General features: G+C 74.7%; 2 protein-coding genes. Both read left to right on the top strand.

Features of this window, described 5'->3' with window-relative positions:
- Positions 1-69: 69 nt before the first annotated feature.
- The gene (locus AB0H21_RS33775) at positions 70-9,240 is read left to right on the top strand and encodes a type I polyketide synthase (protein WP_358525011.1); all 9,171 of its coding nucleotides are present in this window, start codon (positions 70-72) and stop codon (positions 9,238-9,240) included.
- A gap of 1 nt (position 9,241) precedes the next feature.
- Positions 9,242-15,769: a type I polyketide synthase gene (locus tag AB0H21_RS33770; RefSeq protein ID WP_358525009.1), complete on the top strand. Its 6,528-nt coding sequence runs from the start codon at positions 9,242-9,244 to the stop codon at positions 15,767-15,769.
- The last annotated feature ends 109 nt before the right edge of the window (positions 15,770-15,878 follow it).

Genomic DNA, 15,878 nt, shown 5'->3' with positions numbered 1-15,878 from the left:
TGACCCCCCGCGAACCCTCGATCACCCCTCTTCACCGAACCAGACCCCGCGCCCTCGGAAGGCAGATTCGTGAGTGACGACCAGATCCGGCACCTTCTGCGACGTGTGACTCAGGAGCTGCACAAGACACGTGAAGAGCTGCGGGAGGTACAGGACGGGCAACGCGAGCCGATCGCGATCGTGGGGATGGCCTGCCGCCTGCCCGGCGGCGTCACCACCCCCGAAGACCTCTGGAACCTCGTCCTGAACGGCCGCGACGCCGTCGGCGACTTCCCCACCGACCGAGGCTGGGACATCGACACCCTCTACCACCCCGACCCCGACCACCCCCACACCAGCTACACCCGCAACGGCGGATTCCTCAACGACATCACCGGCTTCGACGCCACCTTCTTCGGCATCAGCCACCGCGAAGCACTCGCCAGCGACCCACAACAACGCATCCTCCTCGAACTCGCCTGGGAAACCCTCGAACGCGCCGCCATCGACCCCACCACGCTCCATGGCACCCGCACCGGCGTCTTCACCGGCACCAACGGCCAGGACTACGCGACCGGAGCCGGACGCCCGCCCGAGGCCGTCGAGGGGTACCTGATCACCGGGACGGCGGGCAGCGTGCTCTCGGGGCGCATCGCCTACACGTTCGGCTTCGAGGGACCGGCGGTCACCGTCGACACCGCCTGCTCCTCCTCGCTGGTCGCCCTGCACCTGGCCGTCCAGTCACTGCGCAACGGCGAGTCGGACCTCGCGCTGGCCGGGGGCGTGACCGTCATGTCGTCACCCGCGACGTTCGTGGAGTTCTCCCGGCAGCGCGGCCTGGCCCCCGACGGACGCTGCAAAGCCTTCGCCGCCACCGCCGACGGCACCGGCTGGGCCGAAGGCGCCGCACTCCTCCTCATCGAACGCCTCACCGACGCCCAACGCAACAACCACCCCATCCTCGCCATCATCCGCAGCACCGCCATCAACCAGGACGGCGCCTCCAACGGGCTCACCGCGCCCAACGGGCCGTCGCAGCAGCGGGTGATCCGCGAGGCGCTGGCCAACGCGGGCGTCACGGCCGGGGACGTCGACGTCGTGGAGGCGCACGGCACCGGCACCACGCTGGGCGACCCGATCGAGGCCCAGGCCATCATCGCCACCTACGGACGCGACCGCCCGACCGATCGGCCGCTGTGGCTGGGCTCGCTGAAGTCCAACATCGGCCACACCCAGGCCGCCGCCGGAGCCGCCGGCATCGTCAAACTCGTCCAGGCGCTCGGCCACGCCACCCTGCCCAAGACCCTGCACATCGACCAGCCCACCCCACACGTCGACTGGTCTGCCGGAACCGTCCGCCTCCTCACCCAAACGACCCCCTGGCCCGACACCACCCACCCACGCCGAGCCGCCATCTCCGCCTTCGGCGTCTCCGGAACGAACGCCCACATAATCCTCGAACAGGCCCCCACCCCGGCCGGGCCGGACGACACCCGCGAGCGACCGCCCACGACCGCGACGACGGCGGGCGCTGAGGACGCGGGCGCGGGATCTCACCCGGCGGACTCCGGAGCCGACGCGGTGACCGCCGGCGGTACGGGCGCGCTGCCCTTCATCCTGTCCGCGCGGTCGGAGCAGGGGTTGCGCGGGCAGGCGGGCAAGCTCGCGGCGCACCTCGACGCCCACCCCGGCCTGGACGCGGGCGACCTCGCGTTCTCGCTGGCCACCACCCGGGCCTCTCTGAGCCACCGCGCCGTCGTCATCGGCGGCCCCGGCGAGTTGAACCAGGGGTTGCGAGCCCTCGCGGACGGCCACGCGACGCACGGCCTGGTCACCGGCACCGCCTCACCGAACGCGCGGATCGCCTTCGTCTTCAGCGGGCAGGGCAGCCAGTACGCGGGGATGACCCGGGAGCTGTACGAGACCTACCCGGCGTACGCGACCGCCCTGGACGAGATCACCGCACAGCTCGACACCCACCTCACCGGCCACACCACCGAACCCCTGATCGACGCGATCCTCCACTCAACGACACCGAGCGGCCCAGGTGACACGGCACCGGTGAACCGAACCCTCTACACCCAGCCCGCGCTGTTCGCCGTCCAGACCGCGCTGACGCGACTGCTCGCCTCGTTCGGCGTCGACCCCAAGATCGTCGCCGGGCACTCCATCGGGGCCATCACCGCCGCGCACATCGCGGGCATCCTCACCCTTCCCGACGCGGCCCGCCTGGTCGCCACCCGCGCCGTCGCGCTCAACTCCCTCGCCCGGCCGGGCGCCATGACCGCCCTCCAGGCCACGCACGTGGAAACCCAGGCGGCCATCACCGAACACGGCCTGACGGACCAGGTCTCCATCGCCGCCCTCAACGCCCCCACCTCCACCGTCATCTCCGGTGACCCCCATGCCGTGGAAACCCTCACCGCCCACTTCGCCGGGCAGGGGCGCAAGACCAAGCGGCTGACCGTCAGCCACGCCTTCCACTCCCACCACCTCGACCCGATCCTCGACCGCTTCCAGGCCGACATCTCCGGCATCGCCGTGCACACCCCGACCATCCCGTACATCTCCGACCTGATCGGCGCCGAACTCGCCGTCGCCCCCACCCCGGACTACTGGGCCCGCCACCTGCGCAACCCCGTCCGCTTCCACGACGCCGTCCGGGCCGTCGAGGACCACACCCGCGAGAACGGCGAGCACGCCGTATACCTGGAGATCGGGCCCGACGCGACCCTCACCCCGCTGGTCCACCAGTCCCTGGCGGCCACCGGAGAGGACCCCGCGCCCGTCACCGCCGTCTCCGTCCTTCGCCGCGACCGGCCGGACGCCACCACCCTGCTCGCCGCCGTCGCGACCGTCCACACCCACGCGACCGCCGCCACCTGGACCCCCGTCCTACCCGCGACCGCCCGGCGCGTCGACCTGCCCACCTACGCCTTCCAGCGCGAACGCTTCTGGATACGGCCCGACGCCATCGCCTCCGACCCGTCCGGGCTGGGACTGGGGACGGCGGGTCACCCGCTGCTGGCGGCCACGGTGACGCTCGCGGACGGGGACGGCGTGCTGCTCACCGGCCGACTCTCCCCCACCGCCCTCCCCTGGCCGGCCGACCACACCGTCCAGGGCGCGGTGGTCTTCCCCGGCACCGGCTTCGCCGAGCTGGCCATCCGCGCGGGCGACGAAGTGGGGCTCGACGTCGTCGAGGAGCTGGTCGTCGAGACGCCGCTCGTCCTCACCGGCGACGTGCACCTCCAGGTGATCGTGGGCGCCGCGGAGTCCGGGCGGCGGTCCGTCGAGATCTACTCACGCCCCGCCGACGCGACCTCCGGCGACGACTGGACCCGCCACGCCACCGGCACGCTCACCTCGGCCCAGGGTGCGAGCGGGATCCCCTTCGCCGCGGACCTCGCGGTATGGCCGCCCGAGGGTGGCGTCCCGCTCGACGTGTCCACGGCCTACCACCGGCTGCGCGAGGCCGGGCTGGACTACGGTCCGGCGTTCCGGGGCCTCGTGGCCGCGTGGCGGCGGGGTGAGGAGCTGTTCGCGGACGTCGCGCTGCCGTCCGGTCACGAACCGGCCGGCTACGGGATCCACCCGGCGCTGCTGGACGCCGCCCTGCACGTCGCCGCGCTCGCCGGCCTGGACGACCTCCCGCCCGGGCACAGCCGCCTGCCGTTCGCCTGGAACGGCGTCCGCCTGCATGCCACAGGCGCCGCCGCGCTGCGCGTCCGCGCGGTGCCGTCGGGCTCGGAGTCGCTGGCCCTCCACGCGACGGACCCGGCGGGCGCCCTGGTGGCCGAGATCGGCTCGCTGCTGCTCAGGCCGGTGACGGCGGACCAGCTCCAATCGTCCGCGTCGGCGCGCCGCGACGCACTGCTCCGTCCCGGCTGGGTGGAGCACGTGCCCGGCACGCACGCGTCCCCCGTCACGTGGACGACCCTCGACACGAACGCGGTCCCGGACCCGGGGACACCCCTCGGCACGAACGCGATCCTGGACCTAGGGACGACTCTCGGCACTGGTCCGGCACCCCTTGGAGACGGGGAGGGCCTGACCGAGGGCGTGGTCGTGCTCGACCTGACCGGGGAAGCCGCCGCGACCGAGGACGAGCCCGCCGCCGCGCACGCCAGGGCCGAGCGGGTGCTCGACGTGCTGCGGCGGTGGCTCGCGGCCGATCGGCCGGAGTCCACGCTCGCCGTGGTGACGAGGAACGCGGTCGCGGCCGCACCGGGTGAGGTTCCCGACCTGGCCTCCGCGCCGATCTGGGGCCTGGTCCGCTCGGCCCAGACCGAGCACCCTGGGCGTGTCCTCCTGCTGGACCTCGCCACGGAACTCAACGCAGGACTCAACCCAGAACTCGGGGAGTACGCCGACACCGCCCGCGCCCCCGGCCACGGCGGGACCGGCCGTACCGCCGTGAATTCAGGCTCCCACGACCCGGCGACGGCGCTCTCGGTGGTGATCGGGGACGCGCTGTCCGCCGGGGAGCCGCAGGTCGCGGTGCGGGCCGGGATGGCGTACGTGTACCGCCTGCTTCGCGCGGGCGCACCCGATCCTGAAATTTCCGCATCAGCCCCGGCGACTTCCCCATCCGCCCCCACCTCCGCATCCGACCCCGCACAGCCCGAGCCCGATACCGCGAAGGCCCAGACCGTTGCCGGGGACGCCACCGAGCACTGGAACCCCGAAGGGGCGGAGCGCTGGGACCCCGACGGGACCGTGCTGATCACGGGTGGGCTCGGGACGCTGGCCGTTCAGCTGGCCCGGCATCTGGTCGTGCGGCACGGTGTGCGGCACCTCGTCCTGGCCAGCCGTCAGGGGCCCCAGGCTCCTGGGGCCGCCGAGGTCGTCGACGAGCTCACCGCCCTGGGCGCCACGGTCACCGTGCGCGCCGCCGACGTCGCCGACGCCCGGGCCGCCGCGGACCTGCTCGAGGCCGTCCCGGCGGAGCACCCGCTCACCGCGATCGTCCACACGGCGGGCACGACCGACGACGCCCCGATCCACACGCTCACCCCCGCCCGGCTGCACGCCGTGCTGGCGCCCAAGGTCGACGGCGCGGACAATCTGCACCGTCTGACGCGGGGCCATCCGACCCTCAAGTCCCTGGTCTTCTACTCGTCGGTCGCCGCCGCGCTCGGCACCGCGGGCCAGGCCAACTACGCCGCCGGGAACGCCTACCAGGACGCCCTGGCCCACCACCCGCACACCGCGCGCGTCCAGAGCCTGCAGTGGGGCCTGTGGGAGCAGACCAGCGCCCTCACCGCCACGCTCACCCGGACCGACCATCAGCGGATCGCCAACATCGGCCTGCGCCCGCTCGCGACCGCCGACGCCCTCGCGCTGTTCGACGCCGCCGTGTTCGGGTCCGGGCGCGTCCCTGTGGTGACGCCGGCGCCCTTCGACCTCGCCGCGCTGCGGGCGGGCCGCCGTCCGGTCGCCCCGGTGCTGCGGGTGCTGGTCCCGGCGGCCCGCGTGACGGCGTCGGCGGCCCCCCGGGAGGGCGCGCCGTCGTCCCTGGCGGCACGGCTGGCCGGTCTCGGCGAGGCGGAACGGGAGACGGCGCTGCTGGACGCCGTCCGCGCGGAGGTCGGCGCGGTGCTGGGGCATCCCAGCCCGGCGACGATCCCCGCAGACCGGCCGCTGGCCGAGCTCGGGCTGGACTCGCTCAGCTCGGTGGAGCTGCGCAACCGCCTGAACGCGGCCACCGGGCTGCGGCTGGCGGCCACGCTGACGTTCGACCATCCGACGCCGAAGGCGATCGCCGCGTACCTGTCCCGGCGCCTGGACGGAGGCGCGGGACGGGCTGCGCGCCCGGCGGCCCGCCCCGTGCCCGCACCGGCCACGGACGACCCGATCGTGATCATCGGGATGGCGTGCCGCCTGCCTGGCGGCCTGGACTCGCCCGAGGCGCTGTGGCGGCTGGTCGCCGAGGGCGGCGACGCGGTGTCGGAGTTCCCCGAGGACCGCGGCTGGGACGTCGCCGAGCTGTACGACCCGGACCCGGACCGGCCCGGCAGGTCGTACACCCGCCACGGCGGCTTCCTGCGCGACGTCGCCGACTTCGACGCGGCCCTGTTCGGCATCTCGCCGCGCGAGGCGCTGGCCACCGACCCGCAGCAGCGGCTGCTGCTGGAGGCGACCTGGGAGGTGTTCGAGCGGGCCGGCATCGACCCGTCGTCGCTACGCGGCAGCCGTACCGGGGTGTTCGCGGGGATGATGTACCACGACTACGCGCCCCGATTGCAGGAGGCGCCGGAGGGCCTGGAAGGGTACCTCGGCAACGGCAGCGCGGGCAGCGTGGCCAGCGGGCGCGTGGCGTACACCTTCGGGCTGGAGGGCCCGGCCGTCACGGTCGACACCGCGTGCTCGTCCTCGCTGGTCGCGCTGCACCTGGCGGCCCAGTCGCTGCGCACCGGCGAGTCCGACCTGGCCCTGGCGGGGGGCGTCGCGGTGATGGCGTCGCCGACGACGTTCGTGGAGTTCTCGCGCCAGCGCGGGCTGTCGGTGGACGGGCGGTGCAAGGCGTTCGCGGCGGCGGCCGACGGGACCGGCTGGGGCGAGGGGCTGAGCCTTCTGCTGCTGGAACGGCTGTCGGACGCGCGCCGCAACGGCCACCGGGTGCTGGCCGTCGTGCGCGGCTCGGCCGTCAACCAGGACGGCGCGTCCAACGGGCTGACCGCGCCGAACGGGCCGTCCCAGCAGCGGGTGATCCGCCAGGCGCTGGCCAACGCGGGTGTCGCCGCCGGGGACGTCGACGTCGTGGAGGGCCACGGCACCGGCACGACCCTGGGCGACCCGATCGAGGCGCAGGCCCTGCTGGACTCCTACGGGCAGGACCGTCCCGCCGACCGGCCGCTGTGGTTGGGCTCGCTGAAGTCGAACATCGCGCACACCCAGGCGGCGGCGGGCGGCGCGGGCGTGATCAAGATGGTCATGGCGATGCGCGACGGGGTGCTTCCGAAGACGCTGCACGTGGACGAGCCGACGCCGCACGTGGACTGGTCGAGCGGCGCGGTGCGGCTGCTCACCGAGGCCAGGCCGTGGCCGGAGGCGGGCCGTCCGAAGCGGGCGGGCGTCTCGTCGTTCGGGGTGAGCGGCACGAACGCGCACGTCATCATCGAAGAGCCGCCGCCCGGCCTCACGGACCCGCCCTCATCCGCGACCGCCCCGAACCCCGCCGACCCGAACCCCGTGGCCGACCCGAACCCGTTGGCCGCGCGGACCGGGAGCTCATCAGAGGGGGGTGCTCAGGGGTCGCCGGTCGTGCCGTGGGTGGTGTCCGGGCACGTGCCCCAGGGGTTGCGCGGGCAGGTGGTGGGCCTGGCGACGTTCGCCGAGCCCCGCCCGGACCTCGACCCGGTGGACGTGGCCCACTCCCTGGTGACCACGCGCGCCACGCTCGCCGAGCGGGCCGTGGTGGTCGGCCGGGACCGCGACGACCTGCTGGACGGGCTGCGCGCGCTGGCCGGCGGCGGTCCCCTTCCCGGCACGGTCGTGCGCGGCACGGCGGACGCGACCGGCAAGGTGGTCTTCGTCTTCCCCGGCCAGGGCGGGCAGTGGGCGGGCATGGCGGCCGGCCTGCTGGACGCCTACCCTGTGTTCGCCGCCCGCTTCGCCGAGTGCGCCGCCGCGCTGGCGGAGTTCGTGGACTGGTCGCCGCTGGACGTCGCCCGGGGCGTTCCCGGGGCCCCCGGCCTGGACCGGGTGGACGTCGTGCAGCCGGTGCTGTGGGCGGTGATGGTCTCGCTGGCGGAGCTGTGGCGGGCGCACGGTGTTCGTCCCGACGCGGTGGCCGGGCACTCCCAGGGGGAGATCGCCGCCGCCGTGGTCGCCGGCGGGCTGTCCCTGCGGGACGGCGCGCGGGTGGTGGCGCTGCGCAGCCGGGCGATCCTGGCCCTGGCCGGGCACGGGAGCATGGCGTCGGTGTCGCTGCCCGCCGCCGAGGCCGAGGACCGGCTCGCGCGGTGGGAGGGACGACTGTCGGTGGGCGTGGTGAACGGCCCGCGCAGCGTGGTCGTGTCCGGCGAGGTCGCCGCGCTGGAGGAGCTGCTCGCCGAACTGGACGCCGAGGGCGTGCGCAACCGCCGCGTCCCCGTCGACTACGCGTCGCACTCGGCGCAGGTGGAGCTGGTCCACGACGACCTGGCCAAAGCGCTCGCGCCGGTCCGGCCGCGCACCGGGACGGTGCCGATGCTCTCCACGACCACCGGCGACTGGATCGACACGGCCGCGCTCGACGGCGGCTATTGGTATGCGAACCTGCGGCGGACGGTGCGGTTCGAGCAGGCCACGCGGGCGCTGGCCGAGCAGGGTCACACCGCGTTCATCGAGGTCAGCCCGCACCCGGTGCTCACCGCCGGGGTCGACGAGACGCTGGACGCGCTCGGCGGCCCGCCCGCCGTGGTCACCGGCACCCTGCGCAGGGACGAGGGCGGCCCGGACCGGTTCCTGGTGTCGCTGGCCTCGGCGTTCGTGCGGGGCGTGGCCGTCGACTGGACGGCGGCCCTCGCCGGGACGGCCCCGCGCCGGGTGGAGCTGCCCACGTACGCGTTCCAGCGGTCGCGCTACTGGCTGGACGCGGCGCGTTCGCCGGTGGCGTCGGCTCGGCCGGCGCTCGCGGGCCCGCCCTCCGCCGCCGATTCCCTCGCCGGCTCGCCCGCGGAGGCGGTGCCGACGGTCGTCCGCCGGCTGGCCGGTCTGGACGACGCCGAGCGCCGCGAGGTCGTGCTGGACCTGGTCCGGGGCGAGGTGGCGGCGGTGCTGCGGCACGCCGACCCCGGCGCGGTGGGCACGGCGAAGGCGTTCCGCGAGCTGGGCCTGGACTCGCTGACCGCGGTGGACCTGCGCAACCGCCTCCGCGCCGCGACCGGCCTCCCGCTGCCCGCCACGTTGATCTTCGACTACCCGACCCCGGCCGCGGTGGCCGGGCACATCCTGTCGTCCCTCCCGGCCGAGCCGGTGACGGCGGACGCCGGACCCGCCGACGTGCCGGCGACGCTGGCCCGGCTGGAGGCGGCGCTGTCCGCCCTCCCCGGCCCCGGCGACCCGCCGGACCCCGACGCGCCGGTGAACGGGACCGGGGCGCACCCCGGAGTCGACCGGCAGGACCTGCTGTCACGGCTGCGGCGCCTGGTCTCCACGCTGGAGGCCGCACCCGCCCGACCGTACGGCCCGGACGACCCGGACGACCCGGGTGACGAGCTCGACCTCGACTCCGCCACCGACGACGAACTGTTCGACCTGCTGGACAGGAGCTGACATGTCCAACGACGAGAAGCTGCGCGAGTACCTCAAGCGATCGATCGCCGAGACCAAACGGGTCGAGAAGCGCCTGCGCGAGGTGGAGTCCCGGTCGCGGGAGCCGATCGCGATCGTGGGGATGGCCTGCCGCCTGCCCGGCGGCGTCACCACCCCCGAAGACCTCTGGAACCTCGTCCTGAACGGCCGCGACGCCGTCGGCGACTTCCCCTCAGACAGGGGCTGGGACATCGACACCCTCTACCACCCCGACCCCGACCACCCCCACACCAGCTACACCCGCCACGGCGGATTCCTCAACGACATCACCGGCTTCGACGCCACCTTCTTCGGCATCAGCCACCGCGAAGCACTCGCCAGCGACCCACAACAACGCATCCTCCTCGAACTCGCCTGGGAAACCCTCGAACGCGCCGCCATCGACCCCGCCTCCCTGCACGGCAGCAGGACGGGCGTGTACGCGGGGATCGCCGACCGGGACTACAGCGCCCGGCTGGACGAGGTGCCCAAGGACCTGGAGGGGTACCTCGCGATCGGCAACCTCGGCAGCGTCGTGTCGGGCCGCATCGCGTACACGTTCGGCTTCGAGGGGCCGGCGGTCACCGTCGACACCGCCTGTTCGTCCTCGCTGGTGGCGCTGCATCTGGGCGTCCAGTCGCTGCGGAGCGGGGAGACGGATCTGGCGCTCGCGGGCGGGGTCGCGGTGATGGCGAGCCCGACGGCGTTCGTGGAGTTCTCCCGGCAGCGCGGCCTGGCCCCCGACGGACGCTGCAAAGCCTTCGCCGCCACCGCCGACGGCACCGGCTGGGCCGAAGGCGCCGCACTCCTCCTCATCGAACGCCTCACCGACGCCCAACGCAACAACCACCCCATCCTCGCCGTCATTCGCGGCACCGCCATCAACCAGGACGGCGCCTCCAACGGGCTCACCGCCCCCAACGGGCCCGCCCAGCAGCGCGTCATCCAGGCCGCCCTCGCCAACGCCGGACTGCGCCCCGGCGACGTGGACGCCGTCGAAGCCCACGGCACCGGCACCACCCTCGGCGACCCGATCGAGGCCCAGGCCATCATCGCCACCTACGGGCAGGACCGCCCGGCGGACCGGCCGCTGCTGATCGGCTCGCTGAAGTCGAACATCGGGCACAGCCAGTCCGCGGCGGGAGCGGCGGGCATCGTCAAGCTGGTCCAGGCGCTCGGCCACGCCACCCTGCCCAAGACCCTGCACATCGACCAGCCCACCCCACACGTCGACTGGTCGGCCGGAACCGTCCGCCTCCTCACCCAAACGACCCCCTGGCCCGACACCACCCACCCACGCCGAGCCGCCATCTCCGCCTTCGGCGTCTCGGGAACGAACGCCCACGTGATCATCGAGCAGGCCCCGGACGCCACCGGGCCTGAGACCTCGCCGCGGCCCGTCACCCCCGCGTCCGTGGCCGCGCGGCCGGTCGCGCTGTCAGATGAGGGGACCCCCGGGGCAGCACGGGAGGGAAGGGCCGGGGCGCTGCCGTTCGTGCTGTCGGCGCGGTCGCAGGCCGCCCTGCACGGGCAGGCGGGCAAGCTCGCGGCCCACCTGGACGCCCACCCCGAAGCGCGCCCGGCCGACGTGGCGCTGTCGCTCGCCACCACCCGGACGGCGATGGACCACCGCGCCGTTCTGGTCAGCGGCGCCGGCGACCTGCCGGAAGCCCTGCGAGGCCTGGCCGAGGGCCGCCCCGCCGCCGGGACCGTCACCGGTACGGCCGCCGAGAAGCCGCGGGTGGCGTTCGTCTTCAGCGGGCAGGGCAGCCAGTACGCGGGGATGACCCGGGAGCTGTACGAGACCTATCCCGCCTACGCCGAAGCCCTGGACGAGATCACCGCCCAGCTCGACACCCACCTCACCGGCCACACCACAGAACCCCTGATCGACGTGATCCTGGGCCGCCACTCCGCGACCCCAGAAGCGAATGGCCCGGGCGATACCGCGCCGGTGAACCGAACCCTCTACACCCAGCCCGCGCTGTTCGCCATCCAGACCGCACTGACACACCTGCTGAGATCGTTCGGGATCAACCCGGACATCGTCACCGGGCATTCGATCGGCGCGATCTCGGCGGCCCACGCGGCCGGCATCCTCACCCTCCCCGACGCCGCCCGGCTGGTCGCCACTCGGGCCATCGCACTGAACTCCGTCACCCGGCCCGGCGCGATGACCGCCCTCCAGGCCACCGAGGACGAGACCCGGGCCGCCGTCACCGAGCGCGGCCTGGACGCGCGGATCTCCATCGCCGCCCTCAACGCGCCCACCTCGACCGTCATCTCGGGCGACCCCGACGCGGTCGAAACCCTCACCACCCACTTCGCGGACCTCGGACGCAAGACCAGGCGGCTGACGGTCAGCCACGCCTTCCACTCCCACCATCTGGACGAGATCCTCGACCGCTTCCAGACGGAAATATCCGGCATCACCGCGAACACCCCGGACATTCCGTACATTTCCGACCTGACCGGCACCCCGCTCACCGAGGCTCCGGACGCCGCCTACTGGGCCCGCCACCTGCGCAGCCCCGTCCGCTTCCAGCAGGCCGTGCGGGCCGTCCACGAGCACACGCGGGCCGCGGGCGACCACACCGTCTACCTGGAGATCGGCTCCGACGCGACCCTCACCCCGCTGGTCCACCAGAACCTCCCCACCGGCCACGACACCGGCCATGACGACCCGGCCGAGGCCACCGCCGTCCCCGTCCTGCGACGCGGCCGGCCGGACGCCGCCACCCTGCTCAGCGCCGTCGCCACCGCCCACACCCACGGCGTGCCCGTCGACTGGTCCCCGGCCCTTCCCTCGGGTGCGAACCGGGTCGAACTGCCCACCTACGCCTTCCAGCACGAACGCTTCTGGGTGGAGGCGTCGTCGCGTGGGCGGCGGGACGCGTCCGGACTGGGGCTCGGCACCGTCGACCACCCGCTGCTCGGCGCGGTGACGACCCTGGCGGACGGGGACGGGGTGCTGCTCACCGGACGCCTGTCCCTCACGACCCACCCCTGGCTGGCCGACCACGCCGTCCTGGACACCGTGATCTTCCCGGGGACGGGCTTCGCCGAGCTGGCCGTCCGCGCGGGCGACGAGGTCGGGCTCGACGTCATCGAGGAGCTGATCGTCGAGTCGCCGCTGGTCCTGCGGCGCGGCGAGGCCGTGCACGTGCAGGTGGCCGTCGGCCCGGACGAGGACGGGCGGCGCCGGGTGGGGGTCCACTCCCGTCCGCGCGACCCGTCCCAGGACGAGAACGACGGCGAGTGGACCAGGCACGCGACCGCCGTGCTCACCTCGGACCCGTCCGCCCCCGGCTACGACTTCGCGGTGTGGCCGCCCGAGGGCGCCACCCCCGTGGACCTGGACGACGCCTATCCGGCGCTCGACCGCGCCGGGCTGCGGTACGGGCCGGCGTTCCAGGGGTTGCGGGCGGCGTGGCAGCGGGGCGACGAGCTGTTCACCGAGGTCGAGCTGCCCGAGAGCCACCACGTGGAGGCGGCGCGGTTCGGCGTGCACCCGGCGCTGCTGGACGCGGCCGTGCACCTGCCCGCGCTCCGGGGGCTCGCCGACGTCCCGGAGGGCCGCAATCGGCTGCCGTTCGCGTGGAACGGCGTCCGCGTCCACGCGACCGGGGCCACCGCGCTGCGCGTCCGCGTCGTCATGGCAGGGCTCGACTCCCTCACCTTGCAGGCCGCCGACCCGACGGGCGCCCCGGTGGTCGAGATCGACGCGTTGCTCGCGCGCCTGGTGACGGCCGAGCAGCTCCGCGGGCCGTCCTCCCGGCAGGACGACGCGCTGTTCCGGCTCGGATGGACCGGCCTGCCGCTGGACGCCCCCGGCCGCGACGCCTGGGCCGTCCTCGGCGAGGACCGTACGCCGCACGACTCGCTCCGCGCCGCGGGGGCCACCTCGTCGCCGTTCCCCGGCCTCGCCGCCCTGGCCGACGCCCTGGAAGCCGGCGAACCCGCCCCCGACCTGGTCGTCCTGCCCCTGCTCGTCCCGGCCCAGGGGACGTCTCTTTCCGGCGCGGAGCGTGCCGATGAGGCGGAACCGGACCCCGCGCGGGCCGCGCACGCGCGGACGCAGCACGTCCTCGGGGTGCTCCAGGAGTGGTTCGCCGGGACGCGGTGGCCCGCCGCGCGCCTGGTAGTGGTGACGAGGAACGCGGTCGCGGTCGAACCGGACGAGGTCCCGGACCCGGCGTCCGCGGCGGTGTGGGGCCTGGTGCGCTCGGCGCAGACCGAGGAGCCCGGCCGCGTACTGCTGGTCGACCTGGACGACCGTCCCGCCTCGGCCGCCGCCCTGCCCGCCGTGGTCAGCGCCGCCCTGGCCGCCGGCGAACCGCAGGCGGCGGTCCGCGACGGCGCCGCCCACCTCCCCCGCCTCCTCCGCGCCGAACCCCCCGGCCAGACGGAAACCCCGGCCCCAGAGGCGTCCCTCCCCGCGGAGAGCCCCACGCGCTGGGAGGCCGCCGTACGGGAGGCAGCGGGCACGTGGGATCCCGACGGCACGGTCCTGATCACCGGAGGGCTCGGGACCCTGGCCACGCACCTGGCCAGGCATCTGGTCACCGGGAACCACGCACGTCACCTCGTCCTGGTCAGCCGCCAGGGCCCCGAGGCTCCCGGCGCCCGGGACATCGCCGACGAGCTCGCCGCCCTCGGCGCGACCGTCACCATCCGGGCCGCCGACATCACCGACCCCGGCGCCACGGCCGCCCTGCTGGACGGCGTCCCGCCCGAGCACCCGCTCACGGCGATCGTCCACACGGCCGCGACCACGCACGACGCGACCGTCCACACCCTCACCCCCGAGAGCCTGCACGCCGTTCTCGCCCCGAAGGTCGACGGCGCCCACACCCTGCACCGCCTGACGCGGGGACATCCGACGCTCAGGGCCCTCGTCTTCTACTCCTCCGTCTCCGCGACGCTAGGCGGCGCCGGCCAGGCCAACTACGCCGCCGCCAACGCCTTCCAGGACGCCCTGGCCCGCCTCCCCCACACCGCGCGCGTCCAGAGCCTCCAATGGGGTCTCTGGGCGCAGACGAGCGCGATCACTGCGGCCCTCACCGAGACGGACCAGCAGCGCATCCGCGCCACGGGCCTGCGCCCGCTCACCACCTCCCGCGCCCTGGCCCTCTTCGACGCCACCGTCCTCGGCCCGGGGACGGATCCCGTGCCCGTCCCCGCCGCGATCGACCTGTCGCCGCGCAGGGACGGGACGGGGACCGTGCCGGCGGTGCTGCGCGGCCTGGTCCGGGCCGGGCGGCGGGCGGCGGGTGCGGGCGGCACGGCGGGCGGCGTGTCCGCCCTGGCCGCGCGGCTGGCCGGGGCCGAGGGCGCCGACCGCGAGGCCGTGCTGCTCGACGTGCTGCTCGACGCGGTACGCGCGGAGGCCGGGGCCGTGCTCGGGCATCCCAGTCCGGCGACGATCCCCGCCGACCGTGCGCTGATCGAGCTGGGCCTGGACTCGCTGACGTCCGTCGAGCTGCGCAACCGGCTGAACGCGGTCACCGGCCTGCGACTCCCGGCCACGCTGACCTTCGACCACCCGACCCCGCAGGCCATCGCGGACCTGCTCGCCCAGGAGATCAGGGACATCGGGGGCATCGGGGGCACGGCGAACACGGCCGCCCCGCCGGCCCGGGCGGGCGAGCGGCCGGCGGGCGGCGGCCTGGCTGCGCTCCACCGGCGTATGCACGACACCGGCAAGCACGACGAGGCCGCGCGGCTGCTGATCGCCGCCTCGCACGTGCGGCCCACGTTCGCGGAGGCCGACCGCGCGCGGTACGTCCGCCCGTCCATCCGGCTCGCCACCGGTCCCGGGCGCGTCCTGCTGGTCTGCTTCCCCGCGTTGAGCGCGATCTCGGGGCCGCACGAGTACTCCCGGTTCGGGCGGTCGTTCCGCGGGGACCGGGATCTGCACGTCGTCCCGTCCCCGGGGTTCACCGAGGGCGAGGACGAGGCGCTGCCGGACTCGCTGGAGACGCTGGTCCGCATGAACGTGGAGGGCCTGCGCGCGTGCGCCGGGGACCGGCCGTTCGTGATCGTCGGGCGTTCGATGGGCGGTTGCGTGGCGCACGCGGTGGCCTCGGCGCTGGAGGAGGAGGGCCTCGTCCCGGCGGGGCTCGCGCTGATCGACAGCTATCCGATCGACGCGGCCGTGCGGGAGGGGTTCGACTGGTGGCAGCGGGCCATGATCGGCGGAATGCTGGACCGCATCGACCGCTTCGCGCTGAACGTCCATGACGACCGGCTGACCGCGATGGGCCTCTACAACCGGCACTTCGTGGGCTGGCGGCCCGGGCCGATCGAGGCGCCCATCCTGCTGCTGCGGGCCCGCGAGCCCCTGCTCGGCACGACCGTCGACCCGACCGGCGTCCACGACTGGCGCGCGTACTGGCCGGTCGCGCACGAGGCCGTCGACATCCCGGGCGACCACTTCACCACCCTGGAGGAACACGCCGACAGCACCGCCAAGGCCGTCAGGGCCTGGGTCGAAACCCTGGAAGCATGACTGGCCGCACCCCACCGCCTGAAAACTCCCAATAGCGGCCCCTCACCCACGACGGCCCGCCTCCGCGGAAGGAGGCGGGCCGTGCGCGAATGTCCGGATAAGCCGGGCG

The sequence above is a fragment of the Sphaerisporangium sp. NPDC051011 genome, from assembly GCF_040653595.1.
Lineage (GTDB): Bacteria > Actinomycetota > Actinomycetes > Streptosporangiales > Streptosporangiaceae > Sphaerisporangium.
Note: the sequence above shows the minus strand (reverse complement) of the source record. Positions and strands in the feature narration are given on the sequence as shown.